The 20,896-nt window shown below is 44.5% G+C and carries 19 protein-coding genes; 10 read left to right on the forward strand and 9 right to left on the reverse strand.

Annotated elements, in window-relative coordinates; all coding sequences use genetic code 11:
* The first annotated feature begins 31 nt into the window (after nt 1–31).
* Nucleotides 32–169 (forward strand): hypothetical protein, encoded by a 138-nt coding sequence (locus K6Q96_RS21725; protein ID WP_251880060.1) that lies wholly within the window; start codon nt 32–34, stop codon nt 167–169.
* Nucleotides 170–344: 175 nt separating this feature from the next.
* Here K6Q96_RS21725 and K6Q96_RS21730 read toward each other — a convergent pair whose 3' ends face one another.
* On the reverse strand, nt 345–1,748 hold the full coding sequence (locus K6Q96_RS21730) for a hypothetical protein (protein WP_251880062.1): 1,404 nt from the start codon (nt 1,746–1,748) through the stop codon (nt 345–347).
* Nucleotides 1,749–1,915: 167 nt separating this feature from the next.
* Nucleotides 1,916–3,352, reverse strand: a complete 1,437-nt coding sequence (locus K6Q96_RS21735; RefSeq protein ID WP_251880064.1) for a glutathione synthetase — start codon at nt 3,350–3,352, stop codon at nt 1,916–1,918.
* A gap of 326 nt (nt 3,353–3,678) precedes the next feature.
* Between K6Q96_RS21735 and K6Q96_RS21740 the strand changes: the two genes are divergently transcribed.
* Complete coding sequence (locus K6Q96_RS21740; RefSeq protein WP_251880065.1) at nt 3,679–5,085, forward strand: alkaline phosphatase D family protein; 1,407 nt, start codon at nt 3,679–3,681, stop codon at nt 5,083–5,085.
* 91 nt (nt 5,086–5,176) lie between these two features.
* Here the strand turns inward: K6Q96_RS21740 and K6Q96_RS21745 are convergent, their stop codons facing one another.
* Nucleotides 5,177–6,070 carry a DMT family transporter gene (locus tag K6Q96_RS21745; protein WP_251880067.1) on the reverse strand — a complete coding sequence of 298 codons (894 nt, stop codon included), beginning with the start codon at nt 6,068–6,070 and terminating at the stop codon, nt 5,177–5,179.
* A 142-nt stretch (nt 6,071–6,212) separates the two neighbouring features.
* Here K6Q96_RS21745 and K6Q96_RS21750 point away from each other — a divergent pair, with 142 nt between their 5' ends.
* On the forward strand, nt 6,213–7,139 hold the full coding sequence (locus K6Q96_RS21750; RefSeq protein ID WP_251880070.1) for a LysR substrate-binding domain-containing protein: 927 nt from the start codon (nt 6,213–6,215) through the stop codon (nt 7,137–7,139).
* Nucleotides 7,140–7,199: 60 nt separating this feature from the next.
* On the opposite strand, the gene K6Q96_RS21755 is transcribed toward K6Q96_RS21750, so the two are convergent.
* Both K6Q96_RS21755 and prs read right to left on the reverse strand, forming a co-directional pair.
* A complete protein-coding gene (locus K6Q96_RS21755; protein ID WP_251880072.1) occupies nt 7,200–8,795 on the reverse strand; it encodes a nicotinate phosphoribosyltransferase in 1,596 nt (531 codons plus the stop codon).
* Between the two features lie 10 nt (nt 8,796–8,805).
* Nucleotides 8,806–9,660 carry a ribose-phosphate diphosphokinase gene (gene prs / locus K6Q96_RS21760; protein ID WP_251880074.1) on the reverse strand — a complete coding sequence of 285 codons (855 nt, stop codon included), beginning with the start codon at nt 9,658–9,660 and terminating at the stop codon, nt 8,806–8,808.
* 204 nt (nt 9,661–9,864) lie between these two features.
* On the opposite strand from prs, the gene K6Q96_RS21765 reads away from it, so the two are divergent.
* From K6Q96_RS21765 to K6Q96_RS21775, 3 genes are all read left to right on the forward strand, one after another.
* On the forward strand, nt 9,865–10,560 hold the full coding sequence (locus K6Q96_RS21765; protein WP_251880076.1) for an NUDIX hydrolase: 696 nt from the start codon (nt 9,865–9,867) through the stop codon (nt 10,558–10,560).
* Nucleotides 10,561–10,841: 281 nt separating this feature from the next.
* Nucleotides 10,842–11,429 carry a hypothetical protein gene (locus K6Q96_RS21770; protein ID WP_251880078.1) on the forward strand — a complete coding sequence of 196 codons (588 nt, stop codon included), beginning with the start codon at nt 10,842–10,844 and terminating at the stop codon, nt 11,427–11,429.
* Between the two features lie 184 nt (nt 11,430–11,613).
* A complete protein-coding gene (locus K6Q96_RS21775) occupies nt 11,614–12,222 on the forward strand; it encodes a hypothetical protein (RefSeq protein ID WP_251880080.1) in 609 nt (202 codons plus the stop codon).
* A 63-nt stretch (nt 12,223–12,285) separates the two neighbouring features.
* Here K6Q96_RS21775 and K6Q96_RS21780 read toward each other — a convergent pair whose 3' ends face one another.
* From K6Q96_RS21780 to K6Q96_RS21795, 4 genes are all read right to left on the reverse strand, one after another.
* Nucleotides 12,286–12,636, reverse strand: coding sequence for a hypothetical protein (locus K6Q96_RS21780; protein ID WP_251880082.1), 351 nt, complete (start codon nt 12,634–12,636; stop codon nt 12,286–12,288).
* A gap of 22 nt (nt 12,637–12,658) precedes the next feature.
* The gene (locus tag K6Q96_RS21785; RefSeq protein WP_251880083.1) at nt 12,659–13,222 is read right to left on the reverse strand and encodes a hypothetical protein; all 564 of its coding nucleotides are present in this window, start codon (nt 13,220–13,222) and stop codon (nt 12,659–12,661) included.
* A complete protein-coding gene (locus K6Q96_RS21790) occupies nt 13,213–13,620 on the reverse strand; it encodes an MAPEG family protein (protein ID WP_251880085.1) in 408 nt (135 codons plus the stop codon). The genes K6Q96_RS21785 and K6Q96_RS21790 overlap by 10 nt, the downstream gene beginning before the upstream one ends.
* Before the next feature lie 402 nt (nt 13,621–14,022).
* The gene (locus K6Q96_RS21795) at nt 14,023–15,696 is read right to left on the reverse strand and encodes a hypothetical protein (RefSeq protein ID WP_251880087.1); all 1,674 of its coding nucleotides are present in this window, start codon (nt 15,694–15,696) and stop codon (nt 14,023–14,025) included.
* Between the two features lie 748 nt (nt 15,697–16,444).
* Here K6Q96_RS21795 and K6Q96_RS21800 point away from each other — a divergent pair.
* From K6Q96_RS21800 to K6Q96_RS21815, 4 genes are all read left to right on the forward strand, one after another.
* Nucleotides 16,445–16,927, forward strand: a complete 483-nt coding sequence (locus K6Q96_RS21800) for a hypothetical protein (protein WP_251880089.1) — start codon at nt 16,445–16,447, stop codon at nt 16,925–16,927.
* Nucleotides 16,928–17,714: 787 nt separating this feature from the next.
* On the forward strand, nt 17,715–18,410 hold the full coding sequence (locus tag K6Q96_RS21805) for a DUF2971 domain-containing protein (RefSeq protein WP_251880091.1): 696 nt from the start codon (nt 17,715–17,717) through the stop codon (nt 18,408–18,410).
* A gap of 663 nt (nt 18,411–19,073) precedes the next feature.
* Nucleotides 19,074–19,805 carry a response regulator gene (locus K6Q96_RS21810; RefSeq protein WP_025625183.1) on the forward strand — a complete coding sequence of 244 codons (732 nt, stop codon included), beginning with the start codon at nt 19,074–19,076 and terminating at the stop codon, nt 19,803–19,805.
* Nucleotides 19,798–20,637 (forward strand): hypothetical protein, encoded by an 840-nt coding sequence (locus K6Q96_RS21815; protein WP_251880093.1) that lies wholly within the window; start codon nt 19,798–19,800, stop codon nt 20,635–20,637. Before K6Q96_RS21810 ends, K6Q96_RS21815 begins: the two co-directional genes overlap by 8 nt.
* The last annotated feature ends 259 nt before the right edge of the window (nt 20,638–20,896 follow it).

A 20,896-nucleotide genomic window follows, 5' to 3' on the forward strand; every position in this document is an offset into this window, starting at 1 on the left:
ATTGCAAAGCATTGAGCCAAAAGGAAATGTAATGCAATTCACCCTCCGTCAAGCCACTGAATCTGGCATGGGTTTTCTTTTCGGACTCAGCGCTTTGACGATGCGAAAGTACCTTGAGCACGTAGCTATGCTGACGTCCAGAGAGAAAGACGAAGGGCGGATTCGCTAACAGTTTGACTGAAATATAAGCTCCTTCTCACCGCAAGTAACATTGCTTATGATGGACCGCATTTTTAAATTTGTTCAGTCCTTACTCGCATTTACGCTATTGGCAGTTCTGGGGGTATACCAACAAATCAGGCCTTCCATGAAAGCTGGATCGGCCTGAATATTAAGAAACGCTTTTACCAGTTCACTAACCGATCATCCTCTATATCACGGGCAATATTAGTCATCGCTTTCTGAGAAGAATATGATGACACTCTCTCGAAAGACCTTAGCGAATCCATTGCAGCACACCAGCCTGTATTTGTCGGCAATTGCGTTGCATCCGCGGGCAGTGTGGATAAATCATTAGTGACATCCCTCCCCAAGATTCTTTCCGCAACAAAAGCAGCTCTTTGCTCGACATTAGGATCAGCTAGCCTAGCTCTTTGGCCCCACCCAATGACATAGTCGTTACATGATGCGTTGTCCCTGTCATCTGGCACGCTAACAAAAGCGACATCGGAAAGAGCAGAATATCTCTTTAACATCATCAAAGATTCTAACAGCATTGCGACGTCTTCTTGAGGCGTGTAATAGCTATACAAATCCTCTGCTCCATCTAAGTCAAAAAGGGCACCTGCTTGTGAAGGCTCAATCGACCGGATAAATTCGCTTGCGTTTGCACCTCCAAACATCACATCAGCGACGTCTCGGAGCGTATCATCAGCTAACGGTATACTGCTCTCTAGCTGCTGACGAACTGGTGTAATACCATTCATCGCTTCACGAATAGTTCCGCTATCACCAAGAGAAGACAACGAATCATGTGGTAAATAGTCATTGGCATGAGCAAGTTCATGAGCGAGAAGTCTTAGCAAGCCTGGCGCGATTTGACTAGTAGAACGCGATTCATAAGTGCTTGTCCTGAACGTGTTTGACCATGTTACATAGTCGCCATTCGAGTCAACATATCGCCTAAACGCATCAAACCTTAGTCCGTCTCCATAGTCGGAACGAAAGTCATCTTGTTTAAAAATGGAGTCCCACTCATCCTTATTGCGCCAGAGATAACGCGGGTCAATATACATAGAGGCGGTGTATGAGTGATAAAACGAAGGACGGATATCGTAGCTGATTACAATAGCATTCACTGATTTAAAAAGATTATTGAGGTCCTGAGATGAAATATCTCCCACGGCCTCAAGAAAGCTTTGCGCCATCCAATCATGTGAAACGACAAGACGAGACTCGATGTCAGAGAGTGAAACTGAGGAGGTCGAAACCCCTAATGGTTTTATCTCACTCAAGCTGCACGACTCATTGTTTAGAAAAGCCTTTGAGCACGACACTAAGTTAGGTGGAGAGTTGGTTGAAAACGCTGAGAGGCTGTTCAAAGAAGGAACACCGTTAACGTTGACTGAAGATCCTCCATTTTCGGGACGCTCATTAGAACCGCCCCCTCCACCACATCCGATAAAAAGAGAACACGAAGCTAATAAAATTAGCTTTGGTACTAATTTAAATACTGCCATCTGCGTCATCATCCATGAAATAAAGGTTCTTCCGAGCCAGATATAAGCCTGCTGCTTGATTGCTGACAATTGCCTTCTAATTGGACAGCATAAGGTAGCTTTATCCGGCCTCTTCTCCCTAAAATGAGACGCACTGTAAATTTAAGTACTGACCGTGACTCAGCTCATCTTTTGAAAAGAATTGAGTCATGCGACAAATAGCGCGGGGAGTTCGGTCAGAAGTAGAATCCTATCTTCTATCCCTTAAACACCAACGAATCCAACGCGCCCATGCCACTGTGAACGCCGCCTTCTGTCACCTTGGAGGATTTGCTACGGATGAGATATCCCGCATAGCAATCATTATCGACCATTGGTTTGCCATTCAGGTGCACGGTGAACAGTCCAATTTCACTGATTAAATCTTCCACCACATAGATTTCGCCTTTACGAACCAAATGCGCAGGCTGAGCTCTTGGTTTTGGATGCAACCGACGCATCAGCGCCCACGCCTGATATTCGTGAGGCTCGAGCTCATTGAGTTTGGTGATGATGTCTTCGCCAAATACACAGTGACCACCACCCTCACCCTGATTTTTCAACACCCAGTTTTCTACGTTATCTTCCGCCAGTTTCTGAGCGCTGCTCGCATCTACCGCAATCATCTCACCAAGGAAATGCTTCACGGTCTGCGCTTCTTCTTCGTTCAATCCGAATTGCATCAAGTACTCAGCAGAAGCTGAAGAAAGCAGCATTTGAACACGTTTGCTGGTCGCCAATTGCTGGCTAACCGTCGCGTTTACCGCCACATGGTGCTTTTCAATCATCACGCGGGTTTGGGACAGCGCTTCACAGCAGGCGACATCAATGATGTCATGCGCCACATAGTCGCTGAACTGATAGCCTGCCCGCAGGTAAACACAATCAATTGGGCCAATACCATCAAGCAACAGGCGATGATTCTCACCGGTTGAAAGCCCGTCATACAATTCGCGGAAAGTGCGGCGAACCGTGCGGATACCGCGAGCCTGGAGCGCATGCTCCAGCAAGTGCTGGTCGTAGACATTGTCTTCACGATCCTGCACTACCATCAGAAACGTTGGTCGGCCTTCGTCACCAAAGTGATCTTTAATCGATTTGGTCGCCGTCGCGACGCCCTCGGCCAAGCCTTCAAGCGCTCTGTTCTCAACCAAATCACCATGCTTTTCTCCCGCCCACTCGGCGCAAGGAGATGGCCACTGAACGGTGAGGTAATCATGCAGTTCATGGACTCGCTGACCAAATGGCCCCATACCCGCGGCAATGCCGTTAAACTCCACCAGCTTAGGACCCAGCTCGGCGTCATCCATAAAATCGCTGCGCATCATTAACAGCGGAACCCGGCGCGCAGGTTCATCACCGCTGTGGATTTGCTGGTGCATTTTTAACAACGCGCGGAAGAAGATGTTGCCTGTGGTAATCGGCGAAATCGCATGGTGAATGAAGTGCGCATCCTCAGACACCGCATGGACTAGCTTACCCAGCAAATGTACAGAAGAAGTCAGGTGTTCAAAGCGTTGTTTTTCTATCGCGGTAGGAGTCAGAGTAAATGCTGGATGCCTTGCAGAGTCTGAGGTTTGCTTAAGCGCCATGCCGTGTGTTAACGCCCACTCGACCGCTTCATTCTTCGCTTTTTCAGTGTTTCGGTATGCCATGATTTCGCCTCGGCTTATCAATCCGCCGCGCAGAACTGGCGGCTATTACCCCGTTATTTGTGCCACCAACGCATAATTCAAGGCCTCAGATTTCGCTCCCTGTTCAAGTGCATGAAATCTAGGCAAGTGTTTCATACTCGCAAGTCGCTTTATCTTTTCTTTTGCGTTCTTCCATTATCTAACTGTCACCACTTCATCCCTTATGTGGCACGCTATATTCGTGTATATGCCTTCTTGGGCGCTTAATATAAACTTCGCATACACATCCCAAACAACCCAAGACATCACCATTTAATAAGAACAACATCGACCACTGGAGATATGCAATGACGTCAATCAACAAGCTTTCAGTCGGCCCCATTGTCGGTCATGTAGACGAAAACACGGCCCGTATATTTGGCCGTGCAGACCACCAGAAACTTGATAATGGACAGCCAAGGCGAGCCTTTGGTGTTGCGCGAATACGCAAAGCTGGCAGTAGTTTTCGCTCCCCTTCCATCTTCAAAATGAACCCAAACTTCGACATGACGGGGATAGCCGTCTTTCAGGACTTAGAGCCCGACACCAAATACATCTATCAAGTTGGCTGGGTCTTCTCTGATAAAGAACTCGATGAATTCAAAGCATCCACAAAGTGGGATTGGAAAGATGCAGACCAAGGTGAATTCCAAACCGCCAGCAACGATATCCATGCGCCAAAACAATTTGTCTTCGGCTCGTGCCGCTACCTATTGCGCCTATTTGGTGGGAGTTGGTTTGATAATCGTGGCGACAAAACATTCCGATCGATTTTAAGGCAAATGGAAGATGGCGAATCTATCGATAGATTTTTAATGGTCGGCGACCAAATCTACGCCGATGACCTGAACTTTATCAGCCCCGATGAATGTGTCGACCAGTACCTTGCGCGCTATCGAGATGCCTTCAGCCAAGAGCACATTCGAAAACTGATGAGCTCAGTCCCGACATACATGACGCTGGATGATCACGAAATTGAAGACAACTGGCCAAGCAAAGCCACTTCAAAAGACATGACAACCAAATACCCTGCTGCTATCCACTCATACCAGATTTATCAGATGAGCCACAGCCCGCTGCTCTCCATTAACGGCAATGGAAAGCTATCTGGCTCTACAGGGCGTTATTACTATGCCTTTCAGGACGGCTGCTGTGATTTCTTCGTGACAGACACACGCACTGAGCGGGATCCAGAAGATGAAGAGATGATCAGTGAAGCACAAATGGACGCCCTTCTGGCTTGGCTGGTGGATGGCTCTGGTCGCGTAAAATTCATCGCAACCTCTGTCCCCTTTTTCCCAGACCTAAAGAAAGAAAACGATGACAAGTGGAGCGCCTACAAACAGCAACGCGACCAAATCATCAACTGCATACGCAACAACAATGTTCAGAAAGTCGTTTTTCTGGCGGGTGATGTCCACTGCTCCATGTCTGCTGAACTCAATATCGCCGAGACTGGTGAACCGCCATTAAACATCTACTCCATTATTTCTTCGGCCTTCTACTGGCCATATCCGCACATGAAACGGAGCAAGTTCAAACTCAAGGGCTCTGTTGCTTCTGCCAGTGATGACAACGCCTATCAACTGGGTGCCATTTCTGACGTATTTTCTGGCGATAACTTCACTAGAGTAAGCGTGACTCAGGAGCGCATCCAAATTCGGGTTTACGAGCGAAAAGGCGATTTGGAAAGCACGATGGAATTTGTTTTCTAATTGCTACTAATACACTTGGCTCGAATCACTCTGTTTAACCACAAGGGATAATATTGTCCCTTGTGGTTATCAAGCTCACTTTCCAAACCAATCAGCAGGTCTGCGCTTTTCGCTTCCATTGAAATGGGCGGATATTTCGGTTCATCGCAAATCCCGCGAAAAGAATGGCTACCATGCCGAGCGTCATCAGTGGCGTGATGGCATTGCCATAAACCAGGTAATCCACCATCACTGTTGCTACCGGGTAAACATAGGCCAGCACCGCAATCATTGGGGTTTCCAGTTTCTGGAATGCGCCATAGAGCAAAATGTACATCACCGCCGTCTGCAAGAATCCCAGCGCCAGCAACCAATACCAATGATGGCCTGCTGCCGGAACTTCCTTAACGGGTGCAAAAGTCACCATCATCAAGGTGCCGAGAGCGAGATGCACAGTCGCAATCAAATGCGGTTTGATATGCGTCAGTCGCTGTGTAATCAAAGTCGTTAGGGCATAAAATATCGCCGCTATTAGTGCACTGCTGATACCAAAAATCAGGTTTTCGCTCCAACCGCTGGAGAACGGATCCACAATCATCAGCACGCCGGAAAATGCTACCACCACCCAGAACCAGTTGTGCGCCTCAAACCGTTCACGCAAAAACAGCGCCGCAATCAACAACACGAAAATCGGCTGCGTGTGATATGCCACCGTAGTGATGCCAATCGGGGCAAAACTGAACGAGGTAAAGAGAAAACACCAGTTCAGCACCAGAGTGACGCCACCCGCCAGCATCAATAACCACTCTTTCCCCGTGACCTTGGAAGGATCCAGATAACCGCGCACCCAAGCGTAAAAACCGAGAAACATGAATCCAAACAGACAGCGATAAAACACCGCATTGAGCGGTGATTGCCCCGATTCATACACAAACACGCCGATGGTACTCGAAAGCATCATCGCCAGAATCATTTCCACTTTACCGATAGTATTTGGCTTCATCATTTCGTCTCCTTGTGCTCGCTTCGCCTGTGTGCGAGCATCATGAAGACGTTAACGGCAATGTACCATTCTCGATATTTATCATAGTTAACGGGCATTAAGCGCAGCTAAACACCTGCTATCGCAAAGGAGGATGAGGAAGAAAATGGACGAGAGCAAGTTTCAGGATATTCCACCGATGAACGCCATGGTGTCGTTTGATGCGGTAATAAAAAGCGGCACCATTGCCGGTGCAGCGCAGATGCTTAACCTCACCTCTTCGGCTGTCAGCCAGCGAATCAAACAACTGGAATCCTGGTTTCGTGCCCCCCTGTTCCATCGAAATGGCGGAAAGTTGGAACTGACCGAGATAGGCCGCCAACTTGCCGCATCCAGCACCACCGCTTTTGACCAACTTCTCGCCACCACCCATCAAATTCGTTCTGCCGCCGCGAGTAGTGAAATCACCATTAGTGCTATCTCATCATTCGCCTATTTACGATTGATGGAAGCCCTACCCGACTTCTACGCCGCCTGCCCTGATCTCAGCGTGACGCTGGATGCCAACAACAGCAAAGTCGACTTCCGCGCCCAATCTCTCGACCTCGCGATTCGCTATACGTATCAGCCTTATGATGAAGGCTTAGTGTTCGAAAAAATCGCCGATGAAGAGATCTTCCCCTGCGTCAGCCCCGAATTATTGGAGCGTGTACAAAGCGACGATTTAAAAACGCTCCTCGACCACTCCGCCATGATTATCGATTCCAGCCCGCAGTTGGTGAACGTCCAACCCGGCTGGCAACAATGGCTTAATAAGTTCGAAGACTTCGAGGTTGAAGGCTACAAAAGCCTGAGATTCAACGAATACCAATACGCTCAAAAGACAGCGATTGAAGGGCACGGCGTGTTGTTCGCCCGCAGCGTATTAGCAGAGTCCGCCATTGCCAGCGGAGAGTTGATAAGAATCGGCGAACATTCCATGCCTTCGGCATCAAGCTACTACTTGGTTTCAAGAAAAGATGTGCCGCTAAAACCACCCGCGCGCGAGTTCGCCAAATGGTTCAGGGAATGGTTTGAGATGAAGGAAGCCTAAACAAGAAAATACCGCTACTTCTCCAGGAAATAGCGGTATTCAAGTTTGAGGTTTACTTACCTAGATTTGACTATCAATCACTGAGCGGATTTCTGCCAATGAAGTTTCCTTAACAAGTTTGCCATCCTCAAATACCACCTCCAGCAACCCTTCTGCTTCTTCGGCTTCTGAGACGTTATCAAACAGCACTAACTCGCCTCCCACGTCCTCAACCTTGAGCAATCCCTTCGCTGATTTCTTTTTGGTATCCGTTTTTGGGTCCTTGAAAATAGCAACTCGTTCACCGTTTTTCACAACACTTGTCGCTTTCACTGCCGAACCGTGGGTATCTCGGGTGACGTACTGATAGCTGTATGAACCAATCCCCAATACGACTTTTGAGGCAAACCCTTTATCCATCAGTCTTTGAAGGATATCACGCTGACGAGGTAGCGTGATGGCATCGCCATAAATAGCACCGATGTGTTCATCGAGAAGTTTGAACCCCTTATCTGTCATCGTGCCACCGAAAATATCCCACAAGCACTCGATAAGTCCTTTTACTTCGCAGTCCATCAACTCAATGGTTTGGCCTTCAAAAACCCCATAAAACTGACCATTCCAGCGATAGGCTTCATAGCCACTTTCAAGCGCATCTTGCTCCGCCTCACTTTGAGAGTTTGCAAGCTCTGAGTACTCAGATACGGGAGACGCTTTGTAACCCGTCAGGATTTTAACTGGATCTCCTGAGTCCGGGCGGATAACCAAAGTGCCTTCTCTCGCTAGAATTTCATCTTTTAACTGGGGAAGATACTCTGTTACCAGCGTCCAGAAATCCCAGGTATCCGAAACGACACTCAAAATTCCCTTCGGTGATTGCTCTCTCATCAGGTAGCGGAAGAACTCAATCTCACCTTCAAGCAGCCATGAACACGTCACCGAGTGTTCAGTCGCATCGACAGAGCAACCTACCAGTTCTTGATCTACATTTGCTCCGTAATATTTCTCAGCGAACAATACAGCCGGAATCGTATCGGTACCAACAAGGCCAGATGCCAAGTGGCCAAAACCACTCATTGCTGCTGCTTGCTTACCGAACATCCCTCTGAAACTGAAATCGTGCCCTTGGAAGGGAACAAACTCCTTCGCCAAGCCTGTTTTAGCCGCAAATTCTTTAAAGACTTTCAGGTAGGCTACTGAGGTTGTTGCACTGGTTTGAATCGGCCAGTTCTCTGCACTCAACACCGTTTCGATCATATTGGTTAGCCACTGAAAACCTTCTTTGGTATTTACCACCGTCATTGGTGGCACTTGATAAGGCACCAGGGTTCCTTCAGGCAGCGCTTTAATTTTAAGGGGTAGATAACCCAGATCGTGTAACTCTTCCAAATAGCTCACATCAACCGGATATCCCAGCATGGCGCTCATTACTCGCTTGTGGTTTGCCACTGCCGTTTCTTTATCTGCACTGAAGAAAGCATCCCACTCTTCCATCAAATAGCTCTTAATGAAATATTGCAGACCAACAAACGCAACTTTGTCATTTTCAGCAACGTTACTTAGCTTCCCGCTGCGTGACGTGTAGTTTGCATAAACTTCTGAGACGTCTGGGTGATAAGCTCGCGCATGGAACTCTTTATAAACATCTTTTTGCATACTTGGGGCAATAATAGTCATGGCGATCTCCTTATAAGCTAATGACGTTGAGTGTTACGTTGGCCGCTGTGTCGTATTCTTCTTTAGCTTTGAACGAGTCAGTGGTGTAAACCTCGTCAATGAAGCCATCAAACACTGCCATACCGTTCGAAAAAATACCGTGTGTAACAAACAGAGATACCTTATCCGCACCAGCTGACTTAAGAACTTTGGCAAGCTCAATAAAGGTTCTTCCTCCATCGCAAATATCATCAGCAATGAGGACAGATTTACCTTCAACATTTCCTTCAATGACGGTTTTAACAATCTCACCCGTTTTCAGATCCCGAACTTTCTGCGCCTGAATCACAGATGGTCGACCATCAAAAATTTCAGCCAGTTTTTGTGTCTTTTTGCTCGCTCCTGCATCAGGGGAAACCAAAATCACTTCGTCGCTGTTCATGAGCTCAACTAACGCTTCGCATTTAGTAAAGATTTCTGCCTGCGATACATTGTTCACACGCTCAACAAGAGCGGTAGAAACATCACTGTGAACATCCCAAAGCGTTACTTTCGCGAATCCCTGTTGATTGATCAGAGAAGCCATAACTGCGGCTCCTAAAGCCTCCCCTTCTACACACACTCTGTCCTGACGGGCATAAGGGAAATAAGGCAAAGTAAGCTCAATAGGAACAGCATCAAACGTTGCGCGCTTAATCGCGTCAGTGGTCATTAGAAGCTTCATAAGATCTGATGAGCTTTGAATGCGAGCTTTAATCAGAATGCGCGCCGCATTTTCCAGTTGCTCCACGTCCACTCTCACTTGCTCTTCACCACCGGAAAAAGTAAATGCTGTGGTGTTTACGCTTCTGATATTACCCACTTGATCAATCGCTGAAATTTTCATGGCTGCTCCTCCAAGCTCACTTTGTGTCCCTTCGACACTATACAAACTAGCGGATAGAATTTAGCCGATCAAGCATTTTGTGTCCTTATGACACAATTAATTTTTATGTGTCTGATTTGTTTGAAATTTAATCACATGAGTTTGACCGAACGAGGAAACTTCCCTAATGTGTCTGTGGGACAGAAAGATAGACAAAGACACGAAATGCCAAACGGAAACCAAAATAGCCATACGAATCCGCAATTTACGGTAGACAGCGTTCTATTTACCGTCGCAGACGGAACACTCAAGGTGTTACTCGTCAAACGTGCTAATCAGCCTTTTGAGGGATTGTGGGGTTTGCCTGGCGGCTTCATTGACCAAGATTTGGATCTGAATACAGACGATACGGCAAAGCGAAAACTAAAAGAGAAGACCAGTGTTGAGCCGCAGTACTTAGAGCAATTACAAGTTTTCTCCGGCGACAAGCGTGACCCGCGAGGCTACAGCATCACTTTGGTTTACTATGCCCTTGTCACAGAACAAAAGGTCTCTACGCACATCAGTACGGTTGACGATGTAGCGTGGTTTGATGTGAACGCACTGGCTGAAATCACGCTTGCTTTTGACCACTTCGCACTCATTCAGACAGCTCGCCAGCGCCTGCAACAGAAAGCCCTCTACTCTATGGTGCCTGTCTATTGCATGCCTGAGAGGTTTACTATCGGCCAATTAAAGAGTGTGATTGAAACCATTATTGAAAAGCCGATTCAGCGTAAAAGTCTGATTCGCCGAATTGAAGCATCAGAAATGTTTGAAGGCATTGAGGAAAAAGTACGTTCAGGTGGCCGTCTGGCACAGTTATACAAGGTGAAAAGCGGCGTTGATATCGCGCATTTCGAGCGTAATTTTAGCGTTTAGGCTCAATGCTATATTTCCATAGCGCTTTACTGAGAAACGTCACCCAAGTGGTGACGTTTTTTCTATTACTCAATGTTCGAGCCTTCGTCGCCGCAATTCGTCAGAGAGTCCGAAAAATGGTTCAGGGAATGGTTTGAGATGAAGGAAGCCTGAAGCTTCGCAAATATGTTCGATCAACAAGCCGCAAGATGATGCGGCTCGTAGTTTAACTCGTTAGTAAGTGATTCTTTTTTCAGCAAAACCCATATTGGTGAGACCACATACAATATAGGTTTTTTATTATGAATCTCATCAACAAAAAGTTCTTTTTGTACGCTGCGGTGATTGTTACTGCATTGACTGCACCCCTAGCCCAGGCAGCAGACGGCATTAAAGGCAAGAACCTGCTTGATGTTGCGAATTGGAAAGCGGCGACAGACAGTTTTGGTTCCAGCTTTCGTGCTGCCAATCCCTTGATTCAAAATGGTGAGATTCAGGTAGAGTTCACCTTATCGGCGAAACAGGAAGGGAAAAACTGGCCGTTCGTGGAGCTGGTTTGCGCGACGGATACCTCATTGTCCGGTGTGTCTGTTGTTGAGATTACTTACCGCTCTGAGTCTGACGTATCAGTGAAGTTCTCTCAATCTGATTTTGGTTCAAGCGGCGATGGCTCCTACGCGCATTATCAAACCGTCATCCCAGCGTCCAAGCAGTGGATCACCGTGAAATTAAACGCCGACGAATTCAAGCAACCTAGCTGGGCACCGGAAAGCACACAGAAAATTGCACTCAACCTAGACAACGTTCAAGACATCTATCTCTCACCGAGACTGAACTTTGAAACCGGTGAAACCAGCAACATCTGGATTAAGAGTCTTCGCGTACTTTAATCGCCGAAAACTAGATGAACTAACCTCATCCAAGTCAAAAACGCTGCTCTTTATTTGCCACAATGAGCAGCGTTTTGATATCCAACAAATATATACAGCTGGATATTGGTGGCTCAACGCTATGAATTAGTGAGAGAATCAAAACGAGCGCTTATCTCAGTTGCCAACAGGAAAAGGAGTTTCCATGAGATGTTCAAGCTGTGGCGGAGATTTCCCAGCCGTAGAAACCAGTGTTATTGATTCCAGTAGATATTGTGTTAGCTGTAAGCAAGACCTGTTTGCGCCATCCCGTAAAAAGGTAAGTGAAAAATTGGTCGAGACACTCGAGAAAAAAGAGAAGACGAAAGTCAAAACTGATCGATTGGGCAGAGTAGAATTCTTCCTCTACTCAGTAGGTACTTGGCTTGTTATTCCAGCGGCGATTAACAGCAACATTCCAAAGCATTCAGATTTGCGAATGTTTCAACCCCACTTCGAAGCCTCTACACATCTATCGATTTCTATTAACTTCGAAATGTCATGGTTATGGCTGATACCCATTTTACTGTCACTTCGTTCCACGATGGGAAGAGTCAAAGATCTCAACTGGCATCCGAACACTTCGTTTGTACTTTGGACGCCATTTACGTCCCTCGCGCTTTTTCTTATTCCGGGAAGTCGTGGCGAAAACCAATACGGCCTGAAGCCTATGCAGCCAAGTATGTTGAATACCACATTAGCGATACTTGGCAGTATTCCTTTTTTAGTTTTAACCGTCTTACTTGGACTAGCCGCGAAGAGCCTTATCTCCTGATTTTTCCGCGATATTCAATACGCTGCCCACCAGTTTCTATACCGGGCAGCGTTTTTGTTTTCATCAGATCAGTGGGATCCAGGAACGTAAATCCTTACTCGTATGCCCTTGATAGTCATCTGGTCTTGTAATGGCAAGATACTTGGTATGGAAACTGAGAGAGGCAGGAACAATGGCGAGGCTAACCAGCCACATCACCAAATAATCAGAGGATATTAAAAGGCAAAATGCCAAGGACAACAACGCCATCAAGAATACGACAGCATCACACCACATCAAGAATTTCTTCATTTTCACGAATTGCGCCCAGTCATCGATGAGCCAATCATTTGAGAATTGATGGCATGCAGAACAAACCCCTGTGTGGGGTAATGTGTCGGTATCCGTTTTACACTCAGGGCAACGGGCTTTCACTGAAGTTCCTTTCCTACTTTCCTCAATCATCACGGCGCAGATAAATATTCAGCACAATCAATAGCAGCAAAAACAACGGGAAGCCGATAAAGCCAAACAGCTTGTCGGTATTGGCCTGTTCTTCAAACTCGGCCTGAGTGCGGTATTGATAAATTACGTTATCAGCAAAGGCCACTTGCGCGACCATGTTCGACAGCTGCGGATAACCAAAATACGGACATTGTGTAATGGAAACGGTCTGCCCTTTTCCAGCTTCCAGCTGGTTTCTATCACCAGCCCAATAACCCAAGCCACCTTCAATAGTCATAGAGAAGCTTTGCTGGCTTTTCGCAAGGTCCAGAACGTTCGTGTTTTTTGGGGTGCGGTAGTCCCTCAGTTCATAGTCTGTGGTTTCACACTGCTCAATCGGCAAGTAGTCAGAAACCAGAATATGCGGCGTCGCGAGTGGGTAAGAACAGACGGCGATACCCATCACCAACACAATCGAAGCCCCAAACCATAGGGGGCTTCGTTTGTCTTTCGGTACACTGAAAATCAGATAGCTGACGACAACACCAACCACCAGTGAAACAATAATCAGCCCCAACCTTTAATCCCCGCAATGAACATGCCCAGCAAACCTATCAAGCTAATTACAAAAGCTACACTTCGGCCGAGTTTTAAGTTTAGGTAGTAACAGAGCATGTGGAGTATGCGTCCGCCTAAATAGATAAACGCACTGGTATTTACCCAATCTGGGTCGGCAGAAGAAAGAATGGCAAACAGAGAGAAAAGGATCAGAATTGCCGCGCTTTCGTTGCTGTTTTCAATTGCGCGGGTAGCACGGAACAGAATGCTCGAATGGCTTGGCTCAATTGGGTAGCCAGGCACACATTTCGCCTTTAGCCGCACCACATCCGCTACCATCAACTGAATAAAAAAGAGAAAACCGGTAAGGCCTAGTACCAACACGGTATCGATGTAAGGTTGAACAAAATCCATCATTTCTATCCCTGTATCTGATTGTTTTATATTGAAAGTAGGAGTCTAAGTGCTCTTGCAGGGTTTAATAGGCAGGCTTGTCGATATTAGCGCTGACATCACTAAAATTGATGGAAACCCCATCAAGACTTTCACACATCCTCTCTTTACACACTAAGCCACTACCCCTCCATTTTCTTGATGTCACCCGCACACAATGTCGCAAATCTTTGAAGACACTCTCACCTGAAAAGACCTTCCTTTTTTGAAACTAACAACGCGTTGGATAATCGCTACCAACTTGGTTAAAGGATTGACCCAACATGCTGAAAGACGGCGATTTTAAAATCGGCCAGGAGTTTTTCCACTTCCACCTATCAATCAAAAAAGCGACGGTCTCCCGTCGCTTTTTTGATTTCGTGAAACTTACTTGAACTTGATAACCGTTGAGTAGCTATCAGAGTTGGAATAGATGCCAGCTTTGGTATGAAGCTGGCCGTATAGGTTGGCAGAAAGCTCATCGGCAGTGCGTTCCCATTGGGCTAGCTGCTCACCATTTTTCAAAGAAAACTGCTTGAACATATGGCCTTCACCATCCACCTTCGACACATCGTAATAGACGATAGTAGAGTCATCTGCACCGCGCCACCAAGTTCCCTGATCCATCTGACCCAGGTATTCCAAGCGTCCATCGCTGAAGTACAGATAATGATAGTCACTGCTGACATAACCATTGTCTTCACCATCAGTATCAACGCGGGATAAATAGACATTGGGGGCTAACCATTCCACTTTGGTATTCTCGTTATCAGCGATAAAACCCAGTGAAGATGCGTTATGTTTTTCAATCACCGCATCACGAATAGGGCCTAACATTACATCTTGGCGAACCGTGTAATTTCCGTCTGCATATATCGAGGTCACTTCTCCTACCGCGCGATAGGTTAGCAACTCAGCTTCGTAATAATGATTGTTGTTCAAAAAAGCCGATGGTGCGTCACGCCGGAGCCGTCTGTAAGTACCGCCATCCGTTTTGTCGACCAAAGCCCATCTCCCTATGCCCGCAATCAAGATGTCGTTTTCCCGGGTTAAGACTTCATCAGACGGTGTTGCTGGCTGCAGGGTTTTGTCGAGATACGTAATGTTGCCATCGAAGGCAACCAAAGCGACATGCTCACCATCGATATACGCGATATCGTTGTTTTGAAGGGTTGGCGACACACTCACGATTTCGCCCGTTTCGGTGTCGAGTGTAATGTACTTATCGCGAGAGCAGTTTGATACCAGTAAAAGGTTGCCAGCAAACTCTGCTAAGTAGCAAGGGTGAAAACCCTGCTCCGAAGAGTCTGTGTAATCGACGCTGCTGAAATTTTTCTGTTCCCATTGCAGCGTCATGCCCGCCAAATCAAAGCGGGTGCGATGCACATTGTCAGGTGTTGAATGCTCAATCCCCCCGCTTTCATTAATGACCAGCGTGAGATCTGACAACTCCGCGTTTGGCGCTTGCGCATTAATGTAGTCAGCCAGTTTTCTGGAATCTTCCAGAATCTCTGTAAGCTTGGTATTGGAAGCATCTAACGTTTCACTAAGCAGAAGATTCAAAGACCGGTTAAGCACATGAGCATGATGCTTTTGATTAGCCACAAAATCGCCTGAGATATCATCAGCGCTGATGTTCAATGCGCTCGAAAGTGCCTCCAGTGACATATTGTTCAGTTTTGCCAGTGTACTGGCAGGTGTAATCACTGGGCTGTCAGGTGCAGAGATATACTCTTTGTTAAATGCCACCGTTCCTTCTATGTCTGAATCAGTGGTTTTTCCGGCGATAATTTTAACGATAAGATCGTAGGCTTCATCCCGTGTATCAACCTCAATCTCTCCGTTTGTGTTCGTTGTGCCGAGTAATTCGAAGCTCTCAGCGATCAGGTTGGCATTTCGGTCTACGTAAACCTCAGCGTCACCAAGATACCCGTCAATCACCGTATAAGTGGCGGTTTGCGTGGAGGGGGTTCCCCCATCCGTTGAAGAACTCCCGCCTCCGCCGCCACAAGCAGCTAGCGTACCCAGCATCGAAAGTAATACAGCGTTCCTTGCCAACATTCGTATTTCCTTTTTGGTGATTGAATCTAAAAACTGTTGTGCAGCGTTGTGCCACGTTATTCGCCAAAGGTACTGCAGTTATATGACGGATATTTTTCTCGACGAACTGCCTTAACAACAATCCATCTTGAGAATGAGACTTTATCTCACCACTAATCAACACGGGTAACAAATTCATTTGTCCTTATTGTTTTTTTGCTAATAGCGTCAGATTTTCACTGTTATCGTTGAGCGACGTGGCTTGTCGGACTTAATGGTGGGGGGATTAGCAATCTTGCAGTATAAATTTGGGGGCATTTCGCCCACCCATTTACTCTCAATTTAAAACCAGTCAATTTTATTGATGAAGATCTCATCAAACGAGCTAACGTGCGAGCGAAATCATGTATGCATATCAGTGCTTAATGGTATATTCACGCCGAAAATTACAGACACTGTATGGCGTGTTGCGTGCCGAGAAGCAAATGGCGGTAGCGTGGAGAACTAGTACCCCAAGGTCCGTGAGTGTTTAGAATAATTGAGAACTTGAATCGTCTCCGAAAGGCTAATTTTTCTTATGCATTTCCTATGTATATTCATCGAGCCTCCCGGTATTATGCGCATGTTCTATATAAACATTAGCTCTAAGTCAGATAGATATCTTTATTTGAGGAAGAGTTACTATAATAAACTCAGACGTAAATAAGAAATTAATGTACTAGTGATGTTTATTTATTGCCTTTTTTGACGCCAGTAGATTGAGGTGGAAATGATTGAATTATATGATGTATGGGTACCTTCAGTATTCTGGATAATTGCATCATGTCTGTTGTTAGTAGTTTTAATAGTCCCATTTTATAAGTGGAATAAAAGAAAGAATGTATTAATTATATTATGTTCTATTGTTGCTTTTAGCTCCCTATCATTTTTTGTTCTTGAACATCTTCAGGAAAAAAAGATAAAAAATGAAATATCAGATTTAATTAGTGAAGATAGTGTTGTAGCTGAAATTTACGAAGAGTTTGATAATGAATTATTTCTCAAAGCGCTAAAGAATCAGCGATTCGTCCATACCAATAAAACTCGCCCCTTGGAGAAGATGAGTATACATATAGTCAACGCTAAAGGAGAGGTGAAGTTGCAAGTTGCTCAAGATTCCAAGTATCCATATTTGTATTGGGTTTACTATCCAAAATATCAATACAGTAGTGTTAATGAGCTTGGAAAGGTTCGTGTGAAAATGATTGAGTAATGCGCAGCACCTGACACTCATCATTTCCCTCATTATCAAGAGAAGAAACAGGGGCCTTTCAATGCGTTGTTGGAACTGGAGAGAAAGGTTTTTAGGCCCCGTTGTAGAAGTAACAGCAAAGACTCTACATAAATACAACCTCGCCCCCTTCCCAGCCTAACCCGAACCTGTGCGAGGGAACCAGGGTCAGCATATAGCTGTGCGATTTCATAGTTACCCAATGCCTCAGCTCACCACGAATTTGCCTACAATAACTCGCGCAAAATAAAATAAGGGCAATGAGATCTGTATCTGTTAATCACTTCGTGAATAACATGTATTTTCAGTTGGTTATAGTTTCATCAGTTGACCTGTCGTGCGAGCAAAATCAAGTCTTGTGATGTATAACATATGGTAAATTCACGCCAGAAATTTTAGACAGCGATGGAGCAATGGCGTGTTACGTGCCGAGAAGCGAAGGGCGGCAGCGTAACAAGGTTTTGCCCGAAAGTGAGTTAGCGTTGCGACCATCCGAGTGCTCAAATCACCCCATAAAGTACAAATTTTCCTTATGCATTTAACCTGTACAAATGTACAGTTCAATGTATTTAGTAAAAATGAGCTGGTTTTTAGTACGGGATGCCCGTTTTCTCCCATTCAGGTCAAATCTATAAAGTCTATGTTACTGGATTTATGAAGATCTATGGTGATCTGGCATAAGTGTGCATGGACTAATCGGGCGTCCCGGTTTTGTACTAAACGGGCTTTATGCCCGCTAATAAGTTGTTATAAATCTAAGGAGACATCAGTGAACTTATACAAGTTTCAGACAGTCAACGATTATTCAATGTCTGCTTTATCAGAGCTCAGCTTATACTTTGCTAGAACTGAGCAATTGAACGATCCTACCGAAAATATGTTCTGTTTGCTTGACCCTAATGAACATGATAAATACTCCCCGGATTTATCAACACTAGGAAATATGGGTGTTCTCTCGATGGCTTTTGGCGAGCAATCAAAGGTAGAAGAGTCACCTTTTATGTGGGCTCACTACGGAAATGAACTAAAAGGTTTCTGCTTGATGTTTGACTATAAATTATTTAACGAGAGTAAGGGAGACTCGTTAGTTAAAGTAGGTCCAGTCAAATATGTAAACTTTCCTCGTCTTTTATCGGGGGAAAACCTTATCAATGAAGGAAGCGGACTTGAGGATGTTGCAGGGGTGGATTTTAAAAAACGCAATCTAGAACGGATCTATAATACTTGTTTCTTCTACAAGCCTGCTGAGTTTCAGTGCGAGAGAGAGTATCGGTTTCTTTCGTCAAATAGCGGTTTAAAAAAATATAAACCTAGTGCGCTGCTTAGCGTAATAATTGGCGAAAGAATGAGTGATAAGGATAAGGATAGGCTTATTACTAATCTCAATGCTTTGGGTTTTACAAATAATCTAAAGCTTGCAAAGACTAAAGAAAATAGTTTTAAAATCCACATTACACAGTTTTAGCCCGATTTATAACAGGGCGTTATGCTGCCAATTCAAGCTTTCGAGATATCTTGATGTTAAAAACTAAAGATTTATTTGAACTCCCCGTTTATAGATTAGAAGAAGATAAATATAATCAATTACTTTGCGAACATATTGATAAAAATTCGCCAATGTCAGCTTAATACTCCAGAAAATCTTTTGGTGGTGATTGGCAGTATAATGAAATTGTAGGTTTCTTACGCTTTTACGTTTCGGGTAAAAGCCAAATTCGTTGTGAATACTGGGAAACAGATGCACAAAAAAAAGTTAAAACTCGTAAGAAACAATTCATCATGAATTCAGATAGTTACTGCACTCGAGATTTCAATCCGTCTGCTAGTAATGAAGACTTAAAAACTACAATTCTAGAATGTATAACTCATTGTAAGGGGCGGTTAAACAAAAATAGGAACGTAGACGATAGATTGTTCAAAGAAACATTTGATTATATTGATTGGTCTGGCTTGTTAGCATAACAAGCGCCTCAACAAAGGACGCAAAAAGCTTGGTTTGCGTCACTTCGTTCCTAATTTTAACCAAGCATTTTGCGCCTGTTAGGCGGGCGGTATATTTCAATTCAACTTTTACGCATCTAAGTTCTTATAGTAGAATGACGTACTTTTTACATTTATCTGGATCAGAATGAACGCAACAGAACTCGGTATTGTACTAGCAGTGGCTAGTTTGCTTTTGGGGTTTATCTTTTGGGTTGTCCCACGAGAAGTCGTAACCAATCGATTTAAAAAGTTTAGTATTCAATCTTATGTTGAAAAATCACACTTTAGAACTGACTTTAGAATTGCCATTGTTGATGATGAAATAGGAAACTATCCAATCCAGTACATCAAAGATTTGGGCTTTAATGTCCATGAGTATGAGTCAGTCTCATTTGCCGATGCCCAGAACTTGGTGAAGCATGACTTGTTACTTCTTGATGTAAAGGGTGTTGTTAGAGAGGATCTAGATGAAGGTGGTGCCAAATTAATAAAAATCATTAAAGAGGCTCGCCCTTTGATCCCTGTCGTAGCGGTGTCCTCTGGCTACTTCCATACAGAGTTAAATGATTATTTTAGAATATCTGATGCCACTGTAAATAAGCCAATTGATGAATATAAAATTCGTGAGTTGCTGTGTGAGCTAAAGAAAGAATTTTTTGACGCATCTTCGATAGCTAAAGCTATCGAAGATAGTATCAAAAAGCTTGATATTAGTTCATCTAAAAAGAACAAGCTAAATAAATCAGTTATCGACTTTGTATCTGGTAAGTGCTCGGAAAATGAGTTTCTGAATGTTATTCACATGAATGCAAAGAGTGAGTCACAAGAAATAATTAATAACAGTAAAATACTATTAGACCGTGCTAAATATGCTTGATCAGATTATAGAAAATAAGATTATTGAAGTGCCTTGGCCTCTATTAATTAATGGGAAGGTGTATGAAGGTAGTAAGTTTAGAACATATGAACGATGTACGCCTGAATGTGCTGAAAGACGTGGCGTAAATGACACTCATGTATGCAGTCACGGTTTAAGCTATATTTCGAGAAAGATTGCCGGAGAAGTCGTTACGATTTCAGGCGTATTTGTCCCTACTAAAGATATTGGCAGGAAATATCGTAAAAATATAGCTTTGACCCAAAGAAAAACTACGATTGAGTCAATTAACAAGTGGTTTATATCTTTAGATGAAAAGTCCGCAGCTATCAACTCATTAGTAGCAAAAACTGCTAAAAATAACTTTGACCAGTTCCATGAATTTGTTAAGTGGGCGAGAGAGATTGGGCACTACAGCGAGAGGCTTTTGGCCAAAAGCACGACTTCAAAAATAGCCGCTTTTGAAAATGCGTCAGATGATTTAAAAAGCTTATACAAAACAAGTGTAATGCTACTTGATTCTCTCGATACAACCGCTCTGTATTTCAATCCAGAAAGTGCCAAATTTGGTCGTAAAAAACTCACTGATTTATACAGCATGGTGCACAAAATAAAGCTAGTGCTTAGTCATTCTTTTGCTAATAAAAGCCGAGCAAATGTAGTAATTAGAGGGAGAGTTGAAAATAAGCACAAGGTATATGAATCGTTTAAAATTATACCTCTTTCATTGATACAAAATGCTATGAAATACAAGCGTTCAGGTGATGTAGAGGTTATCTTTGACGAAATCGGCGACAGCTTAAAAATGAAAGTGAATTCGGTGGGGTACTAAATCCCACAATCTGAAATAAATAGCTTGTTTATTCGAGGTTTTAGGACTAAAAAAGCACGTGAAATGGCTGTTGAAGGAAGTGGTCTAGGTTTATATGTACTAAAGATCGTAGCTGATGCACACGATTTTGACGTAACTGTTACTAGTACGCCAATACAGCCTCGAAACAAAGGGCTTTTCTTAAACTCTTTCGAGGTTCGCATTCACTAATATTTGAAATATAACAAAGCGTTTAAGACAGATTCCCAACGCATGGCAT

The sequence above is a fragment of the Grimontia kaedaensis genome (assembly GCF_023746615.1).
GTDB lineage: Bacteria > Pseudomonadota > Gammaproteobacteria > Enterobacterales > Vibrionaceae > Enterovibrio > Enterovibrio kaedaensis.

What these genes read in the sequence shown, in the direction of transcription:
- K6Q96_RS21740 (WP_251880065.1), top strand. Translation starts at nt 3,679, where the DNA reads ATGACGTCAATCAACAAGCTTTCAGTCGGCCCCATTGTCGGTCATGTA.
- K6Q96_RS21735 (WP_251880064.1), bottom strand. Translation starts at nt 3,352, where the DNA reads ATGGCATACCGAAACACTGAAAAAGCGAAGAATGAAGCGGTCGAGTGG.
- K6Q96_RS21765 (WP_251880076.1), top strand. Translation starts at nt 9,865, where the DNA reads ATGCCAAACGGAAACCAAAATAGCCATACGAATCCGCAATTTACGGTA.
- K6Q96_RS21775 (WP_251880080.1), top strand. Translation starts at nt 11,614, where the DNA reads ATGAGATGTTCAAGCTGTGGCGGAGATTTCCCAGCCGTAGAAACCAGT.
- K6Q96_RS21725 (WP_251880060.1), top strand. Translation starts at nt 32, where the DNA reads ATGCAATTCACCCTCCGTCAAGCCACTGAATCTGGCATGGGTTTTCTT.
- K6Q96_RS21790 (WP_251880085.1), bottom strand. Translation starts at nt 13,620, where the DNA reads ATGATGGATTTTGTTCAACCTTACATCGATACCGTGTTGGTACTAGGC.
- K6Q96_RS21800 (WP_251880089.1), top strand. Translation starts at nt 16,445, where the DNA reads ATGATTGAATTATATGATGTATGGGTACCTTCAGTATTCTGGATAATT.
- K6Q96_RS21745 (WP_251880067.1), bottom strand. Translation starts at nt 6,070, where the DNA reads ATGATGAAGCCAAATACTATCGGTAAAGTGGAAATGATTCTGGCGATG.
- K6Q96_RS21755 (WP_251880072.1), bottom strand. Translation starts at nt 8,795, where the DNA reads ATGACTATTATTGCCCCAAGTATGCAAAAAGATGTTTATAAAGAGTTC.
- prs (WP_251880074.1), bottom strand. Translation starts at nt 9,660, where the DNA reads ATGAAAATTTCAGCGATTGATCAAGTGGGTAATATCAGAAGCGTAAAC.
- K6Q96_RS21810 (WP_025625183.1), top strand. Translation starts at nt 19,074, where the DNA reads ATGAACGCAACAGAACTCGGTATTGTACTAGCAGTGGCTAGTTTGCTT.
- K6Q96_RS21815 (WP_251880093.1), top strand. Translation starts at nt 19,798, where the DNA reads ATGCTTGATCAGATTATAGAAAATAAGATTATTGAAGTGCCTTGGCCT.
- K6Q96_RS21750 (WP_251880070.1), top strand. Translation starts at nt 6,213, where the DNA reads ATGGACGAGAGCAAGTTTCAGGATATTCCACCGATGAACGCCATGGTG.
- K6Q96_RS21770 (WP_251880078.1), top strand. Translation starts at nt 10,842, where the DNA reads ATGAATCTCATCAACAAAAAGTTCTTTTTGTACGCTGCGGTGATTGTT.
- K6Q96_RS21795 (WP_251880087.1), bottom strand. Translation starts at nt 15,696, where the DNA reads ATGTTGGCAAGGAACGCTGTATTACTTTCGATGCTGGGTACGCTAGCT.